Source organism: Pelagimonas varians (assembly GCF_003208435.1).
GTDB classification, from domain to species: domain Bacteria; phylum Pseudomonadota; class Alphaproteobacteria; order Rhodobacterales; family Rhodobacteraceae; genus Pelagimonas; species Pelagimonas varians.
In genome coordinates this window covers 347,351-372,409 of sequence record NZ_QKMF01000002.1, presented here as the reverse complement: position 1 = coordinate 372,409, position 25,059 = coordinate 347,351, and the positions used below count along the sequence as shown (strand labels likewise).

Sequence of the window (25,059 nt, the reverse complement as noted above, 5' to 3'; positions counted from 1 at the left end):
AGACACGAAAAAGCCCGCCGGATTTTGTCAGGCGGGCTTTGTAACAAGAAGAAAACAGGTTTAGCGGGTGTATGCCTGCGTATAGCCGACAGAGCGAACAGACTTCAGACCAGCGTTCAAAGCACCAGCTGACCCGTAAGGCCCAACCATGACCCGCCGCAATGTTTGACCGTTGCGCTTGTAACTGCTGACCTTCACCGGCAAACCGGCTCCGTTCAAGCGTGCAGCTGCTGCCCGTGCTTTGGGTTCCGTCGTAAAGACACCGATTTCAACGAATCGAGCAGAACCGGCAACCGCCTTGGGGGCTGAACGGGTTGAAATGACAGGTGCAGCACTGACTTGACTGGTTGGCACAGCATGCGCGCGGCGCGTGGAATAGGCGATGACCGGCGCTTTGACCTCGTGCTTTTTGGCTTGAACGACCAATCCGCGCGGCACGGTGTTGGTCCATTCTTTTTGCGTCGCATAGTAACCGTCAACGGTTTGATACGCGCGGTATTGGTTCAGACGACCATCATCCCACGCAGGGCGATAACCAGCAGGAACGACGGCAACTTGGGTATCGCGCTGTTCATACACATGGCGCGGAACGATCCGCGTTTGACCTGGCAGTTTTAAATCACTGCCTTCCCAGCCTTGGCTGTTGTCATGGCGCGTACCAGGGCCAGCCACAGTGCCGCGGCGGATAACAGTCACATGCGGCGAAGTCTGCGGACCGCAACGCACTTTGTAGGTGCGCCCATTTACAACCCGCGTTCCACCACCACTGCTGCACGCATTAAAATCAGGAACGACGGCATATCGGCCCTTTGTTGGTGGTTTGGGAGCCGCCGTTGCGACCGATGCCTTTGGAACGCTGCGCACAACTCGAGGTGGCTGAGCGGCGACTGGCTTGGACGCGGGGGCGCGAACAACCCGCATTTGCCGTTGGGGCGCAGCGGTAACCGTTGCGGGTTTGGGCTGCGGCTTGGGTGCCACACGCGCAGTTTGGGTGGTGGTCCGTGGCTGGGGCGCAGGCTTGGCAGCAACACGCGGGGCCGGAGCCGCAACAGGTTTGGGCTTTGGCTTGGGCGCTGCGGTCGGGGCCGCGATCTGAACAGGCTTTGCCGCTGGTTTCGCTGGTGGTTGCGCCGCAGCGGTGGTTGACCCGAACGTTGGTTTTTGACCGCACAGTTGCGTGCGCTGACGCGATACGCGCGGCACCCAGTTTACAACTCCGTCAAATCCAGCGCGTACATAAACGCAACCGCGGCTGTCCACGAATTGTTTGCCCGTGTAAGACGCAGGCGGAAAGCTTGACGGGACGGTGTTGATTTTGCTTTGCGCCAAAGCTGGCTCAGATACGATTCCGAAACCTGCTGCCACTACGGCCAAAATAGTTAATGTTTTCAATGTCATGTCTGCCCCCACAGATGTAGGGGACAGAATGCCCGATCAACCAAGGTCTGTAAAGCGTTGAAACCGCCTATTTTGTCCCGAACATCCGGTCACCGGCATCGCCAAGACCGGGAACGATGTAACCGAGTTCATTGAGTTTTTCATCCAAGGACGCAGTCACAATCGGCACATCTGGATGGGCTTCTTTCATCCGCGCAACGCCTTCCGGGGCAGCCAGCAGACACAAAAACCGGATGTCAGTTGCACCAGCTTCCTTGACCAGATCAATCGCAGCAGCGGATGAATTTCCGGTGGCAAGCATAGGATCAACAACAATCGCGGTGCGTTTTTCCATCCGCTTGGGCAGCTTGTTGTAATATTGAACCGGCTGCAGGGTTTCTTCGTCGCGGTACAACCCAATGAACCCGACGCGCGCCGCTGGAATCAATTCCAGAATACCGTCCATCAAGCCGTTACCAGCGCGCAAAATTGACACCAAAGCCAGCTTTTTACCTTCGATAACAGGCGCTTGCATCTTCATCAGCGGCGTTTCAATTTCACGTTTGGTGACCGGCAATTCGCGCGTCACCTCATAGGCCAGAAGCAGGCTGATTTCGCGCAGCAATTGGCGGAACGACGCGGTAGACGTGTCTTTTTCGCGCATCAAACTCAGCTTGTGCTGCACCAGCGGGTGATCGACGATGGTCAGATGTTGGGTCATGACGCCTCCAATAGCTTGCGAATCCGTGCCTTTGTATCTGCCCCACAGAAGGCGGCGTCCATGGTGTTGCGGTCGATTTGGTCAAAGATTTCTGCATCCCAGTCAAAAACCCGCATCAGATCGGCATATTCCTTGCGCATGGTGGTGCGAAAGAACGGCGGATCATCCGTAGACACGGTCACTTTGACGCCCCGTTCGCGCAGTTTTTCAATCGGATGCTGTTCTAATTTGTCATAAACCCCCAAGAAAACGTTGGAGCCCGGGCAAATCTCAAGCGTGATTTCCCGTTCAATCAGCATGTCCACGACGGCCAGATCTTCGATGACGCGCACCCCATGGCCGATTCGGGTCACACCCAAATCTTCGACGGCGTCGCGCACTTCTTGGGGGCCGCGCCATTCACCAGCATGCGTGGTCAAATGTAAACCAGCCTCGCGGGCCATGTCGAAACTATAGGCAAAGTCGCCTTGACGGCCTTGGTTTTCATCGCCGCCCATTCCGAGACCCACGATAAATTCCCCGGCCGTCTCCGCCGCACATCTAGCAGCCAGTTTGGCCTTGTCCGGTCCAAAGTGTCGGATCGGCGTTGCAATGCCGCACAAAGTTATGCCCATGTCGCGCTGCGCCGCATCAGCCGCGTCTTGGATCGCGTGCAGGTATTCCTTCCAAGCCGCAACATCGCTGCCGCCGCAAAAGTCCGGACTGATGAACGTCTCCATGTAGACTACACCGTTTTCGGCGGCTTCCGTCAAAATTGCGGTGGTCAGGCGGGCAAATTCCGCAGGGCCAGTCAAAACAGATGTCGCTGCCTCATAAACCGATAGGAAATGCACAAAATCGCGATAGTCATAAGAGCCGTCTTCGCGAAAGATCCGTGAAATATCGATGTTTTTCTCTTTTGCCAGCCCCTGAATGAAGGCAGGCGGTGCAGCGCCTTCAATATGCGTATGCAATTCTGCCTTCGGACGATTGAGGATGGCGCTTTGACGGTCTTCGTCGATCATAGAAAGCTCCTGCCCGGACCTTGCGCCGGTATATTAAGATGAGCAGCGATGCTGGCTGCGACGTCAGCAAAGGCGATCTGTCCGATCTCCCCCTCGCCCTTGCCCGTGACCAAAACCGGAACGCGTTCGCGGGTATGGTCCGTGCCGGGCCAACTGGGGTCATTGCCGTGATCGGCGGTGAGAACCATCATGTCCCCGTCGCGCAAACGGCCCAACAATCGGCCCAGTTCAGCATCGAACCATTCCAAATGTCGTGCGTAGCCCGCAATGTCCCGACGATGGCCGTATTCAGAATCGAATTCGACAAAATTGGCAAAGGTCAGACTGCCATCCCTTGCGGTATCTACAAGATCGGACAGGTGGCCCATCAAGGTGACGTCGGTTCCCTTGCGCACTTCATCAATACCGGTCATCGAAAAAATATCGCCAATCTTGCCGACGGCATAAACGGCGCGGCCAGCATCTTGGGCCCAATTTGTGACGACCGGACCAGGCGGGGTGATCGCGAAATCGCGGCGGCGCGCTGTACGCTTGAAATTCCCCGGTGTGCCGACAAACGGACGCGCGATCACTCGGCCCACTTTCATCCCGTGCAACATAGGCGCGAGCCCTTTGCACATGTCATACAGGCGGTCCAAACCAAACACCTCTTCATGCGCCGCAATCTGGAACACGCTGTCGGCAGAGGTGTAACAGATCGGCATGCCTGTCTCGAAGTGCTCCTCCCCGAACCGGTCAATCATCACGGTTCCTGATCCGTGGCAGTTGCCCAAGATACCAGAGGTTCCCGCCAGTTCGCAGGCTTTGGCCGTCACATCGGCAGGAAACGCAGGCTGCGCATCCGGAAAATAGTGCCAGTCCCACGGCACCGGAAGTCCGGCCAGTTCCCAATGGCCGGACGGCGTATCCTTGCCTTTCGACACTTCGGTTGCCGCAGCAAACCGGCCGGTCACATCCTGATTTCGGGATTTTTTCCCAGCAGCAAGGTCCAAAGCCTGAAACAGCCCCAGCGAAGCCAGATTCGGTACATTCAACGGCCCTGACCGCCCCTTATCGGCACGGCCTGCCGCGCAGGCTTCGGCAATATGCCCCAGTGTATTGGAACCGGTGTCGGGCAAGTCCCCGTTGAAATAACTTGCGGCATCAGGCGCGCCGCCAATACCAACTGAATCCATCACAACTAAGAAGGCTCGCATCACGCCACCCTTTCAAGAGTCAAAGGTACAGGTTGCGGTGCAGCATCACCCAAAGTGATGGCCGCACGGATCGCTTCGGCAGCCGCATCGGCTTGTTCTTCGCGGGCAGCATGGATCACGGCCAGTGGTTGGCCCCTTGCCACTTTGGCCCCCAAGCGCACCACTTCGGTCAGCCCGACGGATGGGTTCACTTGATCGGTTTCCACACGGCGCCCGCCGCCCAGATCGACCACCGCCAATCCCAAAATCTCGCCGTCAATCGCCGTCACAACCCCAGAACCGCTGGCTGCGACTTCGCGAATAACCGGTGCTTCGGGCAAGAATCGGCGCCAGTCTTCGACAAAGCTAAGCGGACCACCCAAGGCATAGACCATCTTGCCAAACCGTTCTGCTGCTGCCCCCGATGCGATGGATGCGCGCAGTTTTGCCTCGCCACCCTGAATGCCCGCGGTTTTTAATAACTCGGCCCCCAAATCGACGCTCAGCTCCAACAGCGGCCCTTCAAGCTTGCCAGTCAAAACCTGCATGCTCAGATCGACCTCAAGCGCATTGCCAAGCGACGGGACTAAGGGCTGAGACATATCCGTGATCAGCGCCGTTGTCGGGCACCCTGCCGCGTTGGCGGTCGCCACAAGCGATTTCGCCAACGCCCGCGCGTCATCCGCAGTTTTCATAAAAGCACCGGAACCGACTTTGACATCTAAAACCAAAGACTGCAGCCCTGCCGCAAGCTTTTTGGACAAGACGGACGCGGTGATTAAATCAAGGCTCTCGACCGTGCCGGTCACATCGCGGATCGCATACAGCCGTTTGTCTGCAGGCGCGATATTCGCCGACGCACTGACAATCGCACAGCCCACATCCTGAACAATCTGACGAAACCGCGTCTCGTCGGGGGCAACCGAATACCCCGGTATCGCCTCGAGTTTATCGAGCGTGCCGCCGGTGTGGCCCAACCCGCGGCCCGAAATCATCGGATTGTACACGCCGCAGGCGGCCAACATCGGAGCCAGAACAAGGCTGACGCAATCGCCGACGCCGCCGGTGGAATGCTTGTCGACAACCGGCGCGTCCAAATCCCAGTCCAACACATGGCCGGAATCGCGCATCGCCAAGGTCAAGGCAACGCGCCCTTGCTCCGACAACCCACGCAAACAGACCCCCATCGCAAAAGCGCCCGCTTGGGCCGCACTGACCCGACCATCCGCCAATCCATGCGCAAACCAGTTGAGTTCGGCGGGACTGGGGTCCTCGCCCTTACGCAGCGCTGCGTTGATTGCCCGCGCGTCTGTCATGTTTTGTCTCCTGCTTCGGCAGCCATGTGATCGCGGCCAAAGGCACCGGGCAGTAAATCTGCGACCGTTACCTTCTGTTCTGCGCCATCAATGGTTGCCAAGGTCACCAGCACGCCCGACTTGGCGAATTCCGCCAGCTTTTGCCGGCATCCCCCACAGGGCGGCACCGGGTGCGCGCTATCAGCGATAACATAAGCTTCGGAGATTTCTGTTTCACCGGCTGCGACCATCGCGGCAATCGCGCCCGCCTCGGCACAGGTGCCTTCTGGATATGCAACGTTTTCGACATTGCATCCGGTGTAGATGTTCCCCGCAGGGGTGCGCAGCGCGGCCCCCACTTTGAAGTGGGAATATGGGGCGTAGGCATTTTCGCGCACGGCGCGGGCCAAATCAGACAACGACTCAGGGCGGGACATTATATACTCCGGTAATCTCCGCAGCAGTTTGCGAAGCGGCCTGACAGAATGCAAGACCCACGCCCTAGCGTCAATTCCGTTTTCTTTTTTAACGAGAAACTGTTAAGCCGTTTGGGAAACACACCCCCACAGACAAAATAGTTTAGCGCTAAACTATATTGAGAATCAGGACTTAAGATGACCGACTCAGCCAAGGAAACATTGCGTCAGGCCGCGCTTTTCTATCATGAAAATCCCAAACCGGGAAAATTGGAAATCCGTGCAACCAAGCCTTTGGCCAACGGCCGTGATCTGAGCCGGGCCTATTCACCGGGCGTCGCCGAAGCCTGCCTTGAGATCAAAGACGATCCCGAAAACGCTGCGCGCTATACAACGCGGGGCAATTTGGTGGCCGTTGTTTCAAACGGAACAGCGGTCCTAGGGCTTGGAAACATTGGCGCATTGGCCTCAAAGCCGGTGATGGAGGGCAAAGCGGTTCTGTTCAAGAAGTTCGCAGACATCGATTGCTTTGACATCGAAGTTGACCAGCCCGACCCCGAAAAGCTGGCCGAGATCGTTTGCGCATTGGAACCAACATTTGGTGCGATCAATCTGGAGGACATCAAGGCCCCGGATTGTTTTATCGTTGAACGAATTTGCCGCGAGCGGATGAACATTCCGGTTTTTCACGACGATCAACACGGTACCGCCATCGTCGTCGGCGCAGCCGCCACCAATGCGCTGCATGTCGCCGGTAAAAAATTTGAAGACATCAAAATCGTTTCAACCGGTGGCGGCGCAGCGGGGATTGCCTGCCTGAATATGCTGCTGAAACTGGGGGTGAAGCGCGAGAACATTTGGCTGTGTGACATTCACGGCTTGGTCTACGAAGGCCGCATCGAAGACATGAACCCGCAAAAGGCCGCTTTTGCGCAAAAGTCCGATTTGCGAACGGTTGACGACGTGATCGATGGGGCGGATCTCTTCCTTGGGCTCTCAGGGCCCGGCGTTTTGAAACCCGAACATGTCGCCAAAATGACCAAACGCCCTGTGGTTTTTGCGCTGGCCAATCCAACCCCTGAAATTATGCCAGACCTCGCACGTCAGGTCGCTCCGGATGCGATTATTGCCACCGGACGCAGCGACTTCCCAAATCAGGTCAACAACGTGTTGTGTTTCCCCTTCATCTTTCGCGGGGCCTTGGATGTTGGCGCAACCGAAATCAATGACGCGATGCAAGTTGCCTGCGTCGAAGGTATTGCCGCCCTTGCCCGCGCCACAACCAGCGCCGAAGCCGCTGCTGCATATAGCGGCGAACAGCTGACATTTGGCGAAGACTATCTGATCCCCAAACCCTTTGATCCGCGCCTGTCCGGTGTCGTGTCGACCGCGGTGGCCAAGGCCGCAATGGAAACGGGTGTCGCAAAACGCCCCCTAAAAGACCTGAACGCCTACAAGCAAAAATTGGACGCGAGCGTTTACAAATCGGCCCTGTTGATGCGCCCCGTGTTCCAAGCCGCCGCGACCGCATCACGCCGGATCGTCTTTGCTGAAGGCGAAGACGAGCGAGTTTTGCGTTCAGCCCAAGCCATTTTGGAAGAAACCACCGAAACACCTATTTTGATTGGCCGCCCCGAAGTGATCACACATCGCTGCGAAAAGCTGGGACTGGAAATTCGCCCCGAACGCGACTTCAAAATCGTAAACCCGGAAAACGATCCGCGCTATCGCGACTATTGGATGGAATACCATCAGATTATGTGCCGCCGCGGCGTATCGCCTGAAACCGCCCGCGCCATTATGCGCACAAACTCGACTGCAATTGGCGCAATCATGGTGCATCGCGGCGAGGCAGACAGCCTGATCTGCGGGACATTTGGTGAATTCCGCTGGCATTTGAACTACGTAAATCAAGTTCTTGGCACCCCCAGTTCCCATGTGCACGGGGCACTGTCGCTTATGATTCTTGAGGATGGGCCACTGTTCATTGCGGATACGCACGTGCGGTCCCGTCCCTCCCCCCAAGAACTGGCGGAATCCGCAATTGGCGCGGCGCGGCATGTAAAACGCTTTGGGTTGGAGCCAAAAATTGCGCTGTGCTCCCAGTCTCAATTTGGCAATCAGGCCGAAGGGTCCGGCCAACGCTTGCGCGAAGCCATCACCATTCTGGACAGCGAACCACGGGATTTTTGCTACGAAGGCGAAATGAATGTCGACGCCGCCTTGGACGAAAAGTACCGCGAAATGGTCTTGCCCGGAAACCGAATGACCGGCACCGCAAACGTGTTGATATTTGCGCATGCAGATGCCGCTTCGGGCGTGCGCAATATCCTCAAGATGAAGGCCGACGGGCTGGAGGTCGGACCCATTCTGATGGGTATGGGAAACCGCGCGCACATCGTGACGCCGTCAATTACAGCGCGAGGATTGCTGAATATGGCGGCTATCGCGGGGACACCGGTGACAGCCTATAGCTAAAGCACGCCGCGCGAATCTTTTGCCCGGCAGTCTCAAAAACTTCGCAACATGAATTTGCAACTTTGCAATTATTCGAAAACTTTGCTGCGAAACGGCTAAAACGCAGGGGCTTTGCATAAATTTGCAAGGCCCTTTTTGAAAAACCATATATTCTCGTGCGGTAATCTGTCCACAAACAATCATGAGGCTTGCCCGGATCAACCCCCGCCCCTTATCCCATTTGAGAGGATAGAATTAGTGGAGGATGCCATGGGCTATCAAGAGGTTTACGACAGCTGGAAATCAGACCCCGAAGGGTTCTGGATGGACGCGGCCGAAGCAATTGATTGGGACAAAAAACCAAGCAAAGCGCTGACAGACCTGGGCGACAACCTGTATGAATGGTTCGCGGACGGTATGGTCAATACATGCTGGAACGCTGTCGATCGCCATGTCGAGGCTGGCCGCGGTGAACAAACCGCCATCATCTATGACAGCCCAATCACCCACACAAAACGCGAAGTCACTTTTGTTGAACTGCGCAACCGCGTTGCCAATCTGGCCGGTGCTCTGCGCGCCAAGGGTGTCGAAAAAGGCGATCGCGTTATCATCTACATGCCGATGATTCCCGAAGCGCTTGAGGCTATGTTGGCCTGTGCCCGCCTTGGCGCGGTGCATTCAGTGGTCTTTGGCGGGTTTGCCGCAAATGAACTGGCAGTGCGTATCGACGATGCCAAGCCAAAGGCCATCATTGCCGCGTCTTGCGGAATGGAGCCGGGTCGGGTTGTGCACTACAAACCGCTGCTGGATGGTGCCATCGAACTGTCAAACCACAAGCCCGATTTTTGCGTTGTATTCCAGCGTGAACAAGAGGTTGCCGAACTGATCGAGGGCCGCGATTTTAACTGGCACGGTTTCCAGTATGGTGTTGAGCCGGCAGAATGTGTTCCGGTTGAAGGCAATCACCCCGCCTATATTCTTTATACGTCCGGCACCACAGGCCAACCCAAAGGCGTGATCCGCCCCACTGGCGGCCATCTGGTGGCGTTGAACTGGACAATGAAAAACCTGTATAACGTTGATCCCGGAGATGTGTTTTGGGCAGCTTCAGATGTTGGTTGGGTCGTTGGCCACAGCTACATCACCTACGGGCCGCTGGTGCATGGCAACACGACGATTGTTTTCGAAGGCAAACCTGTTGGCACCCCGGACGCTGGTACATTCTGGCGCGTCATCTCCGAATACAAAGTCAAAAGCTTCTTCACCGCCCCGACGGCCTTTCGCGCTGTCAAACGCGAAGATCCCAAAGGCGAATTCGTTGGAAAATACGATCTGAGCTGCCTGAAAGCCGTTTATCTGGCAGGCGAGCGTGCAGACCCAGACACGATTACCTGGGCGCAAAACCAGCTGAAAGTGCCTGTTATCGACCACTGGTGGCAGACTGAAACCGGTTGGGCCATTGCTGGCAACCCGCTCGGCATTGAAGAGCTGCCAACGAAATTAGGGTCCCCTGCCAAACCCCTCCCCGGCTATGACGTTCGTATTCTGGATGAGGGCGGCAACCCGGTGGCTCCTAATGAAATGGGCGCGATTGCGATCAAATTGCCCTTGCCCCCAGGCACTTTGCCAAACCTTTGGAACGCTGAAGAGCGTTTCAAGAAAAGCTATTTGGAGCATTTCCCCGGCTACTATGAGACCGGCGATGCGGGCATGATTGACGAAGACGGCTATCTGTACATTATGGCGCGCACCGATGACGTCATCAATGTTGCCGGTCACCGCCTATCGACAGGTGGCATGGAAGAAGTCTTGGCTAACCACCCTGACGTTGCAGAATGTGCTGTGATTGGCGTTACCGATCAGCTAAAGGGCCAGCTTCCAATGGGCTTTTTGTGTCTCAATGCAGGCACGGAAAAACCTGATGCAGATGTGGTAAAAGAATGCGTTAAACTGGTGCGCGAAAAGATCGGGCCCGTCGCGGCATTCAAGCTATGTTGTGTTGTCGATCGCTTGCCAAAAACACGGTCGGGCAAGATTTTACGCGCAACCATGGTTAAGATCGCAGATAGTGAAGCGTTCAAAATGCCCGCCACAATTGATGATCCAGCTATTTTGGATGAAATCAAAGTGGCTCTTAAGGGGCTGGGTTACGCCAAAGACTGAGCTCTTTTGAGGCTATCACACTCTACAAGAAACCCGGCGTAAGCCGGGTTTTTTCGTTTACGCCAGTTCTACCCGTCAAAGGCACACATCAGCCGGTCCGTTTTGTGGAAGGCAAATCCTTTTGCCCCATTGAGAGGTCCCATTTGGATTGCTTTTCTTGCCAATAACTGACGATCCATTCGATCAATTCTTTTTTCCGAATGGGCTTGGTCAAGAAGTGATCCATTCCAGCGTCAAGACAAGACTGTCTTTCAGTGTCAAAGGCGTGCGCCGTCAATGCGACAATACTTGGCTGCGCTATTGGCAGTTTCCGAATTTGACGCGTCGCATCCAGCCCACTGATTTTGGGCATCGACACGTCCATAAAAATCAGGTCGGGTTCAAAACTGGCTGCCACAGCAACCGCTTCAGCGCCATCTTTCGCAAATTTCAGCTTAACAGGAAGAGCTGATAGATATTTTGACAAGAGTAACCTGTTGGTTCCGTTGTCTTCCGCGATCAGTATCTTCGCACCGGTCAGAAAGGAATAGTCTAACACGGTCTTCGCGACAAATTTGTTGGCAGGTGTGCTGGAAGCACCTATCGCCACAATGGGAACCGAAACCGAAAATACAGAACCTTTCCCGACTTCTGAAATTACAGAGATTTCACCTTTCATCACCTCGACAATATGTTTGGAAATTGTCAGGCCTAAACCGGTTCCCCCAAATTTTCGCGTGGTTTCCGCTTCGGCCTGTGTAAACCGGTCAAAAATGCGATCCAACTTGTTCTCCGGGATGCCAATACCGCTGTCTTCAACTTCGAATACCAGCGTTCTGGTCACCCCAAGCCCCAAACAACGGACACGGACAGTGACCTGTCCGCGCTCAGTAAACTTGATTGCATTGCCAATCAAATTGATCGCAACTTGCCGCAATCGACTTTCGTCTGCCGTGACGATGTCGGGGCAGTCAGGATCCAAATCCAAACTGACAGTCAGGTCCTCGCTTTTTGCCGAGACGGCCAGTAAGGAAAGCGTATCTTGAAAGAAGTGACTGAGCGAAAATTCAGACGGGCTAAGTTCCAAACGCCCCGCATCCAGCTGGGACAGATCCAAGACATCATTGATCACCCCCATCAGCGATTGGGAAGACCCGACCACTGTTCGCACATACATTTGCTGTTCTTCTGATAGTTGGGTTTCAGATAGCAAATCTGCCATCCCGATAATGCCAGACAACGGCGTGCGAATTTCATGGCTCATATTCGCAAGGAACTCGGCTTTGGCGCGGGCCCCTTCTTCGGCGGCGCGGCGGGCTTCTACCATTTCGTTGGCGAAAATCTTGGCTTGCGTAATATCCCGTTCGATCGCGACGAAAAATTCAACTTCACCATCGTCATCATGCACCGGAAACAAGTTTACATCGACCCAGATGCGGCGGTTGTCTTTGGTGATATTCTCAAATTCACCTTGGAAAGCCTCGCCGGCTTCTACTGCCCTATCAATGCTTTGAGGTTGCTTGAGTGCGTCATCATTGCCGCCAAGCAAATCGACAATTCTTTGTCCCCTTGCCTCCTCAAAGCTAAAACCGGTCACCCTTGTGAAGGCCTCATTTGTCCAAATGATCTTGCGATCAGGATCGCTTAGCACCACGCTGTCATTCGCTTTTCGGGCAACCAAAGACAACTTTCGCAATTCTTTTTGATGGCTTCGCATATCCGTGTTGACCTGCAGCAGCTCTGCTTCTTTGGCCGCAAGGGACTGATTTGTGCGAAAGCTTTGCATACCCGACCTGGTAAAGGCGGCGAACATGTAGATCATGCACAACAACAACATGACGCCTGAGACGTCTGTGAAGTTAAACACGTCGAGGGTTTTCAGTTCGATGGCTCGATACGTCAGTAAAATTACAGGGGTCACTGCGCAAATTCCCAAGCGAACCAATCCGACCAACGGGAATTTCGGCAATGAAATCGCCGAATTTACCGCAGTTAAGCCCATAGCACCTATGACAAACAAAATATTGGCTTCATTGCTGGCAATAAAAAAATAGACCGCTGTCGCCACCCCCAGAGAGGCGGCCTGAATGGCACCGGTGAAGACGGTTATTCGTTCTGCCAGCACCAATTTGTCTTCTGCAAGCATCCTTCGAACCACAGTTTTCAAAAACCAGCAGTCAATCAGATCGCAGATCAACAAGCATGAATACGCAAGCATGGACGGCACAGGTCCAATCGCGAACCACGCCAACAAACATCCACAGGTATATAAAAACAAACGTACAAACAGGCTGTCGACGCGTTCGTTGGACAGGGAAAGCAATAGCCCCTTGCGTGCCTCACAAGAGTACGCGTCGTTATGCCTTTGCCTCACTTCCAAATCGGGGTGCCCTGTGTTTAGTGGAGTGCACGTTAACTAAACAGATGCCCGTTAATATACAGCTAAGCTGGCACGATCAGCGGAGCCACAAAGCCACGAGCCGGAAAGCAAGCAAACACCCCTTCGGAAGAAAGGGGTGTAAGAACTTTGTCTTTATACTTTCGAATTTGGCTTAAATCTGTGGGGACAGCGCGCCCAGAACAACATGTAAGTCCAGTTTAGACAAATCAGCCTCGTCCAGTTTGCTTAGGGCCAAGTCGCGAACCACCAGATCTTTTTGCGCTGAGGATCGCAAAGTATCGATGCGCCCGGCAGCCAGAAGGTGATCAAAGGCCGTTGCCGTCAAGTCCGCTGACATCAAATCGCGCAACCGTTCAAACGCCATTTCGCGTATCTGGCCGGCACTGTCGGATAATACGCCCAACAAAGCATCCGGATCGTCCGACGCCCCAACTGCGGCCACACGCACCAGAACATCAGGATCGTTTATCAAGGCGGCGACCCCATCACGCAAAGCGGGGTCTTGGCTGGCCAAACCGGCAGCAATGGCACGCACGCTGTCGTTTCGATCCATCAACGCACGGGCAATCAATTCGCGGGCCTGACCAACGCGCAGCTTTTCCGCAGGCTGCTGAGACAGCGCACGGTAGGCCGCCACACGCATCACGTCATCCGTGTTTGATGCCTGCCCCAAAATAGCTTCGAAAACCTGATCCGAGGTCAACTTGCCAAACAAACCCAGCGCAACGCGAGCCAAATCCTGCGCGATTTCATCCGGGCCTTCGACTGCACGGCGTTTGCGTTTTGCGCGGGCCTTTTTGGTCGTCTCACTGGGGACCCGGGCCAGTTGGATGGCTTGCAGGGTCGAGACATTTTCAGATGTTTGTATTTGGTCTTTGGTTGCATCAACAACATCGCCATCTTCGGTAACACGCAAACGTGGCCCTTCATCTTCCTCTAGATCATCGCGGTCGGCAGCAGCGTCTACACCTTGCTCTTTGGCACGCTCAATCACGCTGGCATCGGGTGACAAAAGTACCCCTTCGGCGGCCAAGGTCAGCGCCTCCGTTGCCTTTTCATCGCCTTGGCTAGACCGGGTCACGAGATGGGTCAGCGCCACCAATCGCACCTGCTGCGCAGAATTGCCAAGCAAAGACACCAACCGTTCAGTGGCTGCATCATCTTGCGCGCCTGCCAAAGCATCAATTGCGGCAATACGTGCCTCAAGCGGACGCATTTCATCACGGATAAGATCAAGCAATGGGGCGTGAGGTGCGGCGGGGAACACACGAAACCAGTTGCGTGCTGCTGCAGTCGAGAGATTGCCGTCACCGGTGGCAAGCCACGCTTGCATGTTGCCAGCCAATGCCTCTTGCAAATTTTCCGCAACCGGAACTTCTAGATGGTCGAGCGCCACAGCCTGTACCACTGCCGCAGAGTCGCTCAGCGCAGGCACTGCCAAGTCGGGCCGGTCTGGCGCGAAACCGGCCAAGGCTTCGGCGCGCAGTCCGGCATCCGGATCCGCCAAACAAAGCTGCCTCGCCAGATCGTCCTTGGCGTTTACCAATGGCAGGGCCAAACGGCGCACCTGCGCAGCCTTATCCGCCAGCAGATACTCCATATGATCGCGCAAAGCCTCAGGATCGGCCATTGCCATTGCCTCTAACGCGCGCTTGCGGGGCAATCCGGTTTCGGTCTGCGCCACAGACAAAAGCCATGTCAGCCCTTCACTGCCCATCTGGGCCAGCGCAGAAAACACCGGAAGATCGAGGTTTTGACCAAATTCGTCATCGCGCGCTGCCAAAAGATCGCGGGCCAATTCAGCGCCGCCCAATTGGCCTAGTGCCCGGATCACTGCGACCTGAATTTCCAGCCATTCATCCCAAAGTCCGGCTTCGTCTTCCCATGCCACCTGATCTTCGCAGCGGTCTTTGGCCAAAGCGCGAAACAAGGACACCGACCCCTCATCTTTGAGATCCACCAACAGTTGAATAGCAAGCTGTTTGACTTCGCGCACCGGATCCCCGACCAGACTTTCACGGATCACATCCGCATCCTCAGGCAAGGCAAAAACGGCAAGGGCGTTCATGGCATCGGTGCGCACGTCAAGGTCTTCGTCGCGCAAGGCGTCCAGCAACACGCGGCGGGCCCGATCGTCGCCGGGCGCTTGGGCCGTCAAAGCCTGCACAACCCCGATACGGATCACATCATTGCCAGTTTCCAGATGCCGCAACAGTGTTGGTACTGGATCGGCATGGTTATTCAAAGAGCTTGGATTGCGCGTCAGCATAGCGGCCTCGCTTTGGTCGTCTGTATTTCAAATACGGGTGCCCAACCCCGATTGGCCGGGCACCCAAGATTGCGGTCCTTAAGCGATGTCGCGTCTTGCGAAAGACATCGACCGGAACTGCGATTTATATGGGCTTTCGCCCATCTTGCGGACGTTGCCGACACCCATCTTGTAGTTGTAGTTGCCAGAAATCTGATCAACCACGCGTCCGGACAGGGCATTTGCGGGCTGTGATGTGTGCAAGAAATCCATGTAACCCATGTTTTCCTTCACCGCTGGCGTAACGATCGCAACCGCAGTGATCGAGGCTTTGGTCAGCTCGATATGTCCATTCTTCATCAAGCTGGCAAAATCGAAATCATCGCCCTCTACGCCAACAATTGTGTCGGTCTGCACTGGAATGCGGTCAGAATAGACCTGAACATAGTCCCCGCTTTCGATGCCGTGTTTTTCGGCAAAACTCGGGTGAACTTCGATCCAGTTTTCCGGCCAACGCTGTACGATATACGGGCGGCGGCGGTCGTCATACCCAGATTGCCAACGCTCGTTGATCCGGCCGGACGTAATCCAGATCTCGCCATCCTCTTCGCGCGGCTTGAGCCATTCCCAATAGGAAGAGAACAGATCCCATGGTGCTTTCTGGATGTTGCACTTGCCGGTCTGGCTATTGAAATGCGTTAGCTTCTTGTTGAACATATTCGCTGCGGCTGGACCGGTCTCCGGCAGGACACGGGTGGTATCATGCAACCGTTTTGTGCCTTCTAGGGTGCCATCTTCGTGCATCAAGACCGGACCTTGGATGCCGTTGGTGCCAAACTGACCCAGCTTTTCGTGCAAGGTGATGCCTTCGCGCCGCGCTGCAACCAGAACCATGTTAAAGTCCTTGCGCGAGCCCCGTGAATGGCGGGCCCCCTCTTCGATGACATCGTTCGAGTTTTGCCAATCAAAGCCCTCAAAGCCCATTTTCTTGGACAGTTGCGCGATGATCCACCAATCCGGTTTCGCCTCGCCCGGTGCGTCGTAGAATTTGGGATAGACCCGCAACCGGCGTTCGCCATTGGCACGGGTAAAGGTATCTTCCCCCCAGCCCGAGGCCGGGAACACGATATCGGCATAGCGCGCACCGATCGGGTCGACCAGATAGATATCTTGATTCCACACCACTGTGCCGCCACTGTCTGCGCGCGCCTTTAGTGTATCGATGATGTCTTGTTTATCATAAGACATCACCTGATGCGGATTGCGGACTGTCAGCTCTTCGAACTTGGCCTGCAAGGACTGCGTTCCGCACATAGCCTGCACCCAAGTGGTGCCGATGACATGGGCCAAACGTGTGTGACCAGACATAAAGTAGCGGTCACAATCCATCGCACGACGGCGACGGCCCGGCAGTTTTTCAGGCGATTTGTTGCGGGGATACCCGCCGCCGCGCAGACCACCGCGTTGGTGACCACCGGCACGGCCAATCACCTGACCGGGACGTCCGCCCGCGCCAACAGCGATGCCCAGCGCCGAAATCGCCTGGGTGTTGCCGGTATTATTGGACCAGTAGAACCCTTTTTCGATCATGATCGAGGTTTTCGGGCGTGTGCCGTCTGCCTTGGGTTTCGCCATCCATTCGGCGGCGGTGTAGATTTTTGCAACGTCGATCTGCGCGATCTCGGCGGCCTTTTCAGGCTCGGCATAGTCCTGCGCCATGAGCCATTCGACCCAATCATCAAAGCCTTTGGTTTGGAATTTCCCCCAAGTTGTCCGCCACTGCCAAGGGGTATTCCGTGTTCCTTGACCAAAGCCCGAGGAGCTTTCCCATTTGTTATTGACCCATTTCTCGACCCATTCTTTGTCCTGCCAACCGTTTTCAACGATGACACGGGCAATCGCCAAAACGACCGGAAGGTCGGTGCCGGGCTGGATGTCCAGAACCAAACCGCCGTTGGCCTCTGCAAAGGCTGTTCCAGAGCTGCGGCGCGGGATCATAAAGATGGCTTTTTGTCCGCCTTGAATGGCGGGCATAATCCAGTCGGTGAACAAGATTGTCTTGGTTTCATAAGGGTCCGTGCCGCACATCATCAAGGTGTCGGCATTGGCCCAATCTTCGTAAGCGGGACCAAAGTTGTCGAAACCTGCGTCACGAAAACCGGGGGTCGACGACACATCAGAGGGTGTATCGTGGAACGTAAAGTTCGCAGTCCGCACATTGCCCAGCGCATATTTCGTGATGGCATAGGTGTTTTCCATGTAGCCATACGAAAAGGTTTTAACACCGTAGGCATTGGTCCCGTGCTTTTCCAGAATATGCTTGCCGACCTCTGCTGCGATTTCCAGCGCAAAGTCCCAAGTCACCGGCATCAGCACACCGAACATCCGAACCATCGGGGTTTTCAAACGGTCACGGGTTGGCGTTTGCGGATTGTAGACCTTTTGCGCCAAAGCGCCGCCCCGGATCGAGCTGTTGCCCTGTGGGTTTACGAATTCAGCATCCTTGTCGGGGATGATCACCACGTGATGTGGCTCGCCGTTGTGCAGCACGATGTTGTGCTGGTTGGGGGCAACCCACGGACCCAAAGGCGACACGGGGAAATCTTCGCCAAAGGCGTTTTGATCCGCAGCAGGGCCACCGTTGCGGCCACCGCGGACCGGCCAGCGATAAACTTTGTAGCCGCAAGCCACGATGCAATAGTCACACGCGGTTGAGATCACATCCGCATCTACCGGTGGTAGGGGGACGCTTTCTTCGGGGACATAATATGGTGTGGACATGGGGGTTCCTCCTTAGCCCTGAAGATTGTCGTAACGGCCATAGATCAGGCCAAACATGCCGACGGCGTAAATGTCGTCGCCATCCACTTCGAGCAGCACTTGCGGAAGCGATTGATAGGCCTGACCGGCAATAAAGATGCCGTGGCGTGTCAGATCAAAGGTGGTCAGGTGCAACGGGCATGGGCCCAAAGCCTTGTCTGCGGCTTTGTAGGTGCCCTGAAGCGGCCCGCCTTGGTGGGTGCAGGTGTAGTTAAAGGCAACCACGTCCTCTTCGGCCCCGATACCGCCGCCCGCTTTGGTGCCCAGCTTGACCAGAATGCTTTCGGCATATTGGCCTTCATCAGGGTATTCGAACGACAATGGCTCATCTGTCTTCAACTCCGACAATTTACCGATCAGCTTGCGCGGATAGGTCGACACAACGGCGGGGGTTTCCGCCTCGGGCATGCCGGGAATGCCGACCATGACAACCGTTGTGGTCAGGCCGGATGTCAGCAAGAACTGCCGCCGGTTCATCAGGCACTTGCGGGTGCCTGCCTTGGCAGCTTCGCCGTTTTCGCCGTTCACGGCAGCGGCGATTTTTGGATCAAGATCTTTCATTGTTTCCTGTCCCTCTCTCAGTTCGCGGCCGCAGTGGCGGGCAGCGGTTGCATTTCAGGCAATTCAGGCGCGTCGATCAGCAGTTCCTCGCCCGATAGGCTTTCGAGGAAAGCGACCAGATCGTCCATTTCACCATCGCTCAGGCCCAAGGGCTGGATCATCGCGGTTTTGTTGTCGGCAAATTCATTCACACCGCCACCGTCGTTGTAGAATTCGACCACATCGCGCAGCGTCTCCAACATGCCGTTGTGCATGTAGGGATAGGTGTATTTAGTGTAGCGCAGGCTGGGTGTGCGGAATTTGCCTTTGTCGGCCTTTTGCTTGGTGCGGAAATACAAGCCCGGATCATCCTTGGTTGACCGATACATCTCCTCGGTCGATCCTTTGGCGAACAATTCGAACCGGAAAGTGATTTGCGCGATCTCGTCTTCTTGCCAACCGGAATAAGGCGGCACGCCGAGGTTATAGTATTTCTCGTCCGTCAGCATGGGACCCGTGTGACAGCTGGTGCAATTGGCCTTGCCAGAAAACAGTTCAAGCCCGCGCACCTGCGCCTCGCTTAGGGCTGCATCATCACCGTTCATGTATTTGTCAAACGGTGTGTCGGTCTGAACGATGGTCCGTTCATAGGCCGCGATGGCATCATAGGCATGGCGGATGTTGGGCCAGTCATCACCAAAAACGTCGGCAAACTGTTCGCGGTATTCCGGAACAAAGGCCAGCCGCGCTTCCATCATGTCGTCTTCGCCGTTGCCAGCAACCCCGCCGCGTGCCGCAGATCGGGCCTGATGTTCAAGCGATCCAGACGATCCCGCCCAGAACAACTTGCCATAATAGGCCGAGTTCACAATGGTTTGGCTGTTGCGCCAATGCGTTGTGCCCGGATAGCCAAAGCTGATCGGTGCCTGAACCGCCCAGCCCGCATCGGGCAGGTGGCACGCCGAACACGGCATGTCGTAATTGCCCGACAAAATCGGATCAAAGAACAGCATTTCGCCAAGCGCGATTTTTTCGGGGCTCATGGGATTGTCCGCCGGAATTGGCGCGTCGCCCAAGGCCGACAGCCCGTCAGGGCGCGGCATATCTGCAAGCAGCGGGGTCGCCAGAAGGGCCAACCCAAAGGTGATTGCGGTTGTGTGTTTCATCATCCGGCTCCTCAATTCTTTGCGTTGCGCCAGTCTTCGATCAGCTCGTAATCGAAGTCGTCCTCGCGCCAGACGTAAGCGTCTATGTCAAAGGTTTCGCCCGACAGCGCCTTTAGGAATGCAACCAGATCGGCCTTTTCGCCTCGGGTCAGTCCGAGGGGCTGCAAACGCGCATCCTTCAAGGAGTCGTCGCCGCCGCCAGCGTCATAAAACTCCACCACCTCTTCGAGCGTGCCAATGGTGCCATTGTGCATGTAGGGGGCGGTGTAGGTCAGTTCGCGCAAAGTCGGGGTCAGGAAGCTGCGTTTCGTTTCATCGCGGTGGGTGCGGATATAGGCCCCCAGATCTTCGCGCAGGGCCATATAGTTTTCGACACCCATGAATTTACCATAGGTGACAAAGGCCGAATGGCGCGCGGGGTCTGCCCAGATGTCAGGGTTATCGCCGACACCGGTGTTGTGCGGCTGGTCGTCGGTATAGCGCGGGCCGGAATGACACGACGCGCAGTTCGCGCGATCTTCAAAAACCAGTTGGCCACGCTTGGCAGCATCGCTCATCTCTCCGCTATCGATCGGGGCACCGCGCGATACGATGGTTTTCATAAAGTCCATCAGCGCATTGCGCGCACCGCCATTGGACGGCTCAGACATACCAGCGGCTGCAAACATCTCGACGTATTTGGGATCTTGCTTCATGCGCTCTTGCATGATGCGCATGTCCATATTCATCAGATAGGTTTCCGTGATCATCTCACGGGCCACATCGTTCAAATTGGTGCCAAGGCGCCCATCATGAAGCCAGGCATCGCGATAGCCAACATTGGCCAATGTCGGAGAGTTCCGGAAATGCCCCGCGCCGGTGTAGGCTTGGCTCAAAGCCTCGCCATCTGTGAAAGCCATTTCAGGGGAATGACAGCTGGCGCAGGCCAACGTGGTGTCTCCTGATAGGCGGGTGTCATAGAACATGCGCTTGCCCAGCTCGGCCCGGGCTGCGTTCACATCCATCGGCTGGATGGGCACGCTGTCCTGAGCCAGTGCTGCCGTGCCGGCAAGCATCGCGCCCAGTACGGTCAGAGTTCGGATCATCTTTCGCCTCCTGTCCGGTCGAAACACGCCAATAGCGCAATCGACCCTTTCGAATAGGCAAGGGCGTCAATGGTTGCTGGCTGAAGCTGGTGACGCTCTTGCTGGCACTCGAAACCGGGGATCACCCCGGCCCGAATGACTTAACCAAAGTCAAGCTACGCCCGCCAAGCGGCAGAAGTGTTACGGGCCGCGTGACGCAACCTTTAGTTTTGTTGCGTTTTGTAACGATCCGGCGGTCAGGGGTTATTTTACGGCGTTTGCATCCAGTTCCGCGCGGATATGGCGGGCAAGGTGCTGTGGATCAATCGGCTTGGCCAGAATCACTGGTGCTTGGCCGGTGACATCAATCGCAGAAGGTGAATACCCGGTGCATATTATCACGGGGATATCGGGGCTTACGCTGCGCGCATGGTTCGCCAATTCTTCGCCAGACAGATCCGGCATCACCATGTCGGTCACCAAGAGATCAAACTTTTTCGGCGTCGCAGACAGCTTTTCCGCCGCAACAACAGAACTGGTGTAGGCCTCGACCTGATAACCAAGCCGCATCAGTACCCGCCGCCATGTGGCGCTGATTTCCGTTTCATCATCGACCAGAATGATCCGTTCGTGGCCGCGCGGGGTTTCGCTTTGCCTTTGTTCCTGAGCGGCTTCGGGTTGCGATGTCGCGGGCAGGTAAATGACAAATTTCGCCCCCTCACCGGGGGCGCTATCCACTTCGATCCGGCCGCCCATTTCTTCGACCAATCCCGCGACAACAACCAGCCCCAATCCGGACCCTTTGCCAAGCGGTTTGGTGGTGAAAAACGGATCGAACAGACGGGCACGGGTTTCCGCAGACATCCCTGGACCGGTGTCGGCGATTTCCATGACCATCCAGCCATCGGCCCGTTCCGCCAGTTCGGGCGGCGTTCCGTCAACGGCGGCTACACGGACGCTGATCACTCCTTCTTCGCCGCCAATCGCCTCGGCTGCGTTGCGCGACAGGTTCATCACAATCTGATGCAGGTTGGTGTGATCGGCCATCACCATTTTGTGGCCGACAGCATCCGAGCAATCCAGCTTGACCGTCGGTGGAACCGAGGCCTTCAGCAGCCGGGCTACCTCTTTAACAACACCGCAAAGGTCCACAGGTTGCGGTTTTCCGGGTTCGCGCCGCGCAAAGGTCAACAAGCCATGGACAAGGCTTTGCGCCCGCTTTGCCGCGATCTCGATTTGTTCGATCTCACCCGCAATATCGCTGCCCTCGGGCGCATCAAGCGATGCCAAATGCGCCGCGCCAACGATGGTTGTCAAAACATTGTTGAAATCATGCGCAATGCCCCCCGCCAGCAGACCAACCGCCTCAAGCTTTTGCGCGCGGGCCACTTGCTCGCGGGCTTGGCGGCGCTCGGTGATGTCTTCGCCAATGCTGATATAGTTTTGCACATCTCCGCCCGGGCCCAGCAGCGGCAAAATCCGAGTGTCGGCCCAATAGGTCGTTCCATCCCGTTTGCGGTTGCGAAAAACCCCGTGCCATTCTTCGCCCCCAGCCAGTTTTTCGCGAATATCCTCATAGGTCTCGGGCGAGGTATCCCCCGATTGCAGAAACTTGGGTGTCTGTCCCGAAACATCATCACTGCTCCAGCCTGTCAGCTCTCGAAAGCGGCGATTGGCGTATACGATTTTGGCGTCAGTGTCGGTCATTACAATGGTCGCCGGGCTTTGTTCGACCACACTGGCAAGACGTGTTTCCCCCGCCTCGGCTTTGCGCCGCGCCGAAAGTTCACGCGCCAGACGCTCTAACGCGGCCCGCATATCGCCCAGCATGAAAACCAGCAGCGCGCCAATGGTCAAAGCGGCCAAAACCAGCGCCACAATCGATGCAAATCCGACACCGATCAGCTTTTGACCCTGTGCAACCGCCGAAAAGATACGCCGGGTCGACATCACCCGCGTGCGGGTCCAAATCGCCTCAAGGTCAGCAAGCGCCTGCTTGGCTGCAGAATCGTCAATTCGGACCAGCGCATCAACTGCTGCTGTGCCGCGCCCCTTTTGGATCGCTTGCTGTGCAACCTGAAGGTTCCGGCTATACAGCCCAATCGTAGCTTGGAGTTCGAGCAAGGCTTTGCGTTCTGCCTCGTTTCGGGTTTGCCCCAAGAACGCATCGACCACTTCGTTGAATTGGTGGATCTGGGAATCGACCCGGTGGAAATAGATTTCATCACGCCGCAGCACATAGTTTTTGAAATTATGGATGATGCCGCCATAACCAAGGTGCCCGCGAATAGAGCTGATCCAGACGCCTTTTTGCCCGACCTCGCCGTTGTAATCGCTCCAACTGTCTTGGATTTCACCAAACTGGCGGCGCGTCTCTGTCCCCAAAAACAGCCCAAGCGACACGGTGACAACCAATAGCGCGATGGCTGCAAATCCGATGGAATAAAAGCGGGCAGAGTCAAATGATCTGGCAGGCATGGGCTGCTCCTTGGGCGTCAGGATTGCGCTCTTGCGCAAACTGGTGCAGCACGGCAGTGTTAGCGCTGCGCGCATCTGTTAGGATAAGACATGGACCAGAGCATCTTGATTGTCGATGACGACATGCAGCTGACGTCCTTTTTGACCCGCTTCTTGGTGAAGCATGGTTACAAGGCGCACACAGCGTCCTCCGGTGCGCAAACCCGGGCACTTTATGACCCGAACACCTGTGATCTGGTTGTGCTTGATTTAAACCTCCCGGACGCAGATGGTCTTGATCTGGCTAGAGAAATCCGCGCACAGGCCAGCACCCCGATTATCATGCTCACCGCCCGCGACGAGGTGTTCGACCGTATCGTCGGATTAGAGCTGGGGGCCGATGATTACCTGACCAAACCCTATGAGCCACGTGAGCTTCTGGCGCGGATCAAAGCTGTGCTGCGGCGGGCGCAAACCACCGCGACACCAGAAACCGGCGCAGATATCAAAAGTCTCGAATTTGGCGGATTTGAGCTGAACCTAAAGCAACACAGTCTGAAACGGCTGGCCAATGAAGAGACCATTGCCCTAACGGGGGCCGAGTTTTCATTGCTCCGCGCCCTTGCACTTTCTGCCGGAACAATCTTGCCGCGCGACACGATTATGACCGAGCTATATGGCAACAATGTCTCGATCACCGATCGTTCTATTGATGCACACGTGTCGCGGCTGCGGCGCAAGATTGACGCGCCGGATGCCCAAAATTCGCTGATCCAATCCGTCCGCGGACGCGGCTATGTATTGGCGATTGAATCCGAAGTGATTGGCTAGACGGCTTCCGTCTACACGAACTGTTCGCGGATCAGGCGTTCTTCCAGTCCGTGACCGGGGTCAAACAACACGCGGTGTTCAATGCCCGGTTCCGATTTGATATGCACCTGCAAAACATCCCGCACAGAATCGCCGTCCGCTTCGGCCATCACTGGACGTTTTTCAGGGTCCAACACCTCCATCGACACTTCGGCAGATTTTGGCAGCAAGGCACCGCGCCACCGCCTTGGACGAAATGGCGCAACAGCCGTCAGCGCCAGAACATCTGACCCGATTGGCAAAATCGGGCCATGTGCGGAATAGTTGTAGGCCGTTGACCCTGCTGGCGTGGCCACAAGCGCGCCATCGCAGACAAGTTCCGACATGCGCACCTGACCATCGACACTGATCCGCAACCGTGCCGCTTGCGGACCTGCCCGCAGGATCGACACCTCATTGATCGCCAGACCACGATGTTCCACCCCATCGGTACAAATGGCCCGCATCACCAGCGGATTAATCACGGTGACCTCGGCTGCTTTCAGGCGCTCCTCAAGGCCGTGTTCCGAATACTCATTCATCAAAAAGCCGACTGTGCCACGGTTCATACCGTAAACAGCGGCTGGATTGTTTTCGGTCCTGTGCAGCGTTTGCAGCATAAAGCCATCGCCACCCAGCGCGACAATCACATCTGCTCCGTGCTCGGAATGATTGCCAAAGCGGCGCGTCAGACCAGCCAATGCCGCCTGAGCGATAGGCGCGCGCGATGCGCAAAAGGCAATTCGAAGGGACATGGTGTTTCCTGTCTGTCGCTTTTGTCTCCGAAACAATCACAAGTTCCCCCTACACACCAGAGATGCCGCAAGAATATTGCCTTTCGTCGCTTTAGCGCCTTTGCCTCTGGGATCGTTTCCGATACGAAACGTCGCAATTCGATTCCGCATCCATCCCGCCCCCAATCAAGGA

Annotated in this window: 17 protein-coding genes; 3 read left to right on the top strand and 14 right to left on the bottom strand. The window is 55.9% G+C overall.

Annotated features, from left to right (window positions below; all coding sequences use genetic code 11):
• Positions 1-60: 60 nt before the first annotated feature.
• The 6 genes from C8N36_RS04250 to C8N36_RS04225 all read right to left on the bottom strand — a co-directional run bounded on the left by C8N36_RS04250 (position 61) and on the right by C8N36_RS04225 (position 6,009).
• A complete protein-coding gene (locus C8N36_RS04250; protein WP_097803367.1) occupies positions 61-1,398 on the bottom strand; it encodes an SPOR domain-containing protein in 1,338 nt (445 codons plus the stop codon).
• A gap of 67 nt (positions 1,399-1,465) precedes the next feature.
• Positions 1,466-2,098 (bottom strand): uracil phosphoribosyltransferase, encoded by a 633-nt coding sequence (gene upp / locus C8N36_RS04245; RefSeq protein ID WP_097803366.1) that lies wholly within the window; start codon positions 2,096-2,098, stop codon positions 1,466-1,468.
• On the bottom strand, positions 2,095-3,102 hold the full coding sequence (locus tag C8N36_RS04240) for an adenosine deaminase (protein ID WP_097803365.1): 1,008 nt from the start codon (positions 3,100-3,102) through the stop codon (positions 2,095-2,097). Before C8N36_RS04240 ends, upp begins: the two co-directional genes overlap by 4 nt.
• Positions 3,099-4,301: a phosphopentomutase gene (locus C8N36_RS04235; protein ID WP_176527066.1), complete on the bottom strand. Its 1,203-nt coding sequence runs from the start codon at positions 4,299-4,301 to the stop codon at positions 3,099-3,101. The genes C8N36_RS04240 and C8N36_RS04235 overlap by 4 nt, the downstream gene beginning before the upstream one ends.
• Positions 4,298-5,593, bottom strand: coding sequence for a thymidine phosphorylase (locus C8N36_RS04230; RefSeq protein ID WP_097803363.1), 1,296 nt, complete (start codon positions 5,591-5,593; stop codon positions 4,298-4,300). Before C8N36_RS04230 ends, C8N36_RS04235 begins: the two co-directional genes overlap by 4 nt.
• The gene (locus tag C8N36_RS04225; protein WP_097803362.1) at positions 5,590-6,009 is read right to left on the bottom strand and encodes a cytidine deaminase; all 420 of its coding nucleotides are present in this window, start codon (positions 6,007-6,009) and stop codon (positions 5,590-5,592) included. Before C8N36_RS04225 ends, C8N36_RS04230 begins: the two co-directional genes overlap by 4 nt.
• A 177-nt stretch (positions 6,010-6,186) precedes the next feature.
• Between C8N36_RS04225 and C8N36_RS04220 the strand changes: the two genes are divergently transcribed.
• Both C8N36_RS04220 and prpE read left to right on the top strand, forming a co-directional pair.
• The gene (locus C8N36_RS04220) at positions 6,187-8,466 is read left to right on the top strand and encodes an NADP-dependent malic enzyme (protein ID WP_097803361.1); all 2,280 of its coding nucleotides are present in this window, start codon (positions 6,187-6,189) and stop codon (positions 8,464-8,466) included.
• 249 nt (positions 8,467-8,715) lie between these two features.
• A complete protein-coding gene (gene prpE / locus C8N36_RS04215) occupies positions 8,716-10,608 on the top strand; it encodes a propionate-CoA ligase PrpE (RefSeq protein WP_097803360.1) in 1,893 nt (630 codons plus the stop codon).
• A gap of 88 nt (positions 10,609-10,696) precedes the next feature.
• On the opposite strand, the gene C8N36_RS04210 is transcribed toward prpE, so the two are convergent.
• The 7 genes from C8N36_RS04210 to C8N36_RS04180 form a co-directional block, all read right to left on the bottom strand.
• Entirely contained in the window at positions 10,697-12,733 is a 2,037-nt protein-coding gene (locus C8N36_RS04210; RefSeq protein WP_170125796.1) for an ATP-binding protein, read from the bottom strand.
• A gap of 406 nt (positions 12,734-13,139) precedes the next feature.
• On the bottom strand, positions 13,140-15,257 hold the full coding sequence (locus C8N36_RS04205; RefSeq protein ID WP_097803358.1) for a HEAT repeat domain-containing protein: 2,118 nt from the start codon (positions 15,255-15,257) through the stop codon (positions 13,140-13,142).
• A 78-nt stretch (positions 15,258-15,335) separates the two neighbouring features.
• Positions 15,336-18,017 carry an arsenate reductase (azurin) large subunit gene (locus C8N36_RS04200; protein WP_097803357.1) on the bottom strand — a complete coding sequence of 894 codons (2,682 nt, stop codon included), beginning with the start codon at positions 18,015-18,017 and terminating at the stop codon, positions 15,336-15,338.
• A gap of 12 nt (positions 18,018-18,029) precedes the next feature.
• Entirely contained in the window at positions 18,030-18,617 is a 588-nt protein-coding gene (locus C8N36_RS04195; RefSeq protein ID WP_097803356.1) for an arsenate reductase (azurin) small subunit, read from the bottom strand.
• Between the two features lie 17 nt (positions 18,618-18,634).
• On the bottom strand, positions 18,635-19,762 hold the full coding sequence (locus C8N36_RS04190) for a cytochrome-c peroxidase (RefSeq protein WP_097803418.1): 1,128 nt from the start codon (positions 19,760-19,762) through the stop codon (positions 18,635-18,637).
• 11 nt (positions 19,763-19,773) lie between these two features.
• A complete protein-coding gene (locus tag C8N36_RS04185; RefSeq protein ID WP_097803355.1) occupies positions 19,774-20,847 on the bottom strand; it encodes a cytochrome-c peroxidase in 1,074 nt (357 codons plus the stop codon).
• Positions 20,848-21,090: 243 nt separating this feature from the next.
• Positions 21,091-23,304: a hybrid sensor histidine kinase/response regulator gene (locus tag C8N36_RS04180; protein WP_170125795.1), complete on the bottom strand. Its 2,214-nt coding sequence runs from the start codon at positions 23,302-23,304 to the stop codon at positions 21,091-21,093.
• 90 nt (positions 23,305-23,394) lie between these two features.
• On the opposite strand from C8N36_RS04180, the gene C8N36_RS04175 reads away from it, so the two are divergent.
• Positions 23,395-24,114, top strand: coding sequence for a response regulator (locus tag C8N36_RS04175; protein WP_097803353.1), 720 nt, complete (start codon positions 23,395-23,397; stop codon positions 24,112-24,114).
• An 11-nt stretch (positions 24,115-24,125) separates the two neighbouring features.
• Here C8N36_RS04175 and C8N36_RS04170 read toward each other — a convergent pair whose 3' ends face one another.
• A complete protein-coding gene (locus tag C8N36_RS04170) occupies positions 24,126-24,887 on the bottom strand; it encodes an NAD kinase (RefSeq protein WP_097803352.1) in 762 nt (253 codons plus the stop codon).
• Positions 24,888-25,059: the final 172 nt, after the last annotated feature.

Excerpts from the sequence above, each read along its gene's own strand:
- C8N36_RS04250 (WP_097803367.1), bottom strand. The coding sequence starts at position 1,398 with ATGACATTGAAAACATTAACTATTTTGGCCGTAGTGGCAGCAGGTTTC.
- upp (WP_097803366.1), bottom strand. The coding sequence starts at position 2,098 with ATGACCCAACATCTGACCATCGTCGATCACCCGCTGGTGCAGCACAAG.
- C8N36_RS04240 (WP_097803365.1), bottom strand. The coding sequence starts at position 3,102 with ATGATCGACGAAGACCGTCAAAGCGCCATCCTCAATCGTCCGAAGGCA.
- C8N36_RS04230 (WP_097803363.1), bottom strand. The coding sequence starts at position 5,593 with ATGACAGACGCGCGGGCAATCAACGCAGCGCTGCGTAAGGGCGAGGAC.
- C8N36_RS04225 (WP_097803362.1), bottom strand. The coding sequence starts at position 6,009 with ATGTCCCGCCCTGAGTCGTTGTCTGATTTGGCCCGCGCCGTGCGCGAA.
- C8N36_RS04220 (WP_097803361.1), top strand. The coding sequence starts at position 6,187 with ATGACCGACTCAGCCAAGGAAACATTGCGTCAGGCCGCGCTTTTCTAT.
- prpE (WP_097803360.1), top strand. The coding sequence starts at position 8,716 with ATGGGCTATCAAGAGGTTTACGACAGCTGGAAATCAGACCCCGAAGGG.
- C8N36_RS04210 (WP_170125796.1), bottom strand. The coding sequence starts at position 12,733 with ATGCTTGCAGAAGACAAATTGGTGCTGGCAGAACGAATAACCGTCTTC.
- C8N36_RS04205 (WP_097803358.1), bottom strand. The coding sequence starts at position 15,257 with ATGCTGACGCGCAATCCAAGCTCTTTGAATAACCATGCCGATCCAGTA.
- C8N36_RS04200 (WP_097803357.1), bottom strand. The coding sequence starts at position 18,017 with ATGTCCACACCATATTATGTCCCCGAAGAAAGCGTCCCCCTACCACCG.
- C8N36_RS04195 (WP_097803356.1), bottom strand. The coding sequence starts at position 18,617 with ATGAAAGATCTTGATCCAAAAATCGCCGCTGCCGTGAACGGCGAAAAC.
- C8N36_RS04190 (WP_097803418.1), bottom strand. The coding sequence starts at position 19,762 with ATGAAACACACAACCGCAATCACCTTTGGGTTGGCCCTTCTGGCGACC.
- C8N36_RS04185 (WP_097803355.1), bottom strand. The coding sequence starts at position 20,847 with ATGATCCGAACTCTGACCGTACTGGGCGCGATGCTTGCCGGCACGGCA.
- C8N36_RS04180 (WP_170125795.1), bottom strand. The coding sequence starts at position 23,304 with ATGCCTGCCAGATCATTTGACTCTGCCCGCTTTTATTCCATCGGATTT.
- C8N36_RS04175 (WP_097803353.1), top strand. The coding sequence starts at position 23,395 with ATGGACCAGAGCATCTTGATTGTCGATGACGACATGCAGCTGACGTCC.
- C8N36_RS04170 (WP_097803352.1), bottom strand. The coding sequence starts at position 24,887 with ATGTCCCTTCGAATTGCCTTTTGCGCATCGCGCGCGCCTATCGCTCAG.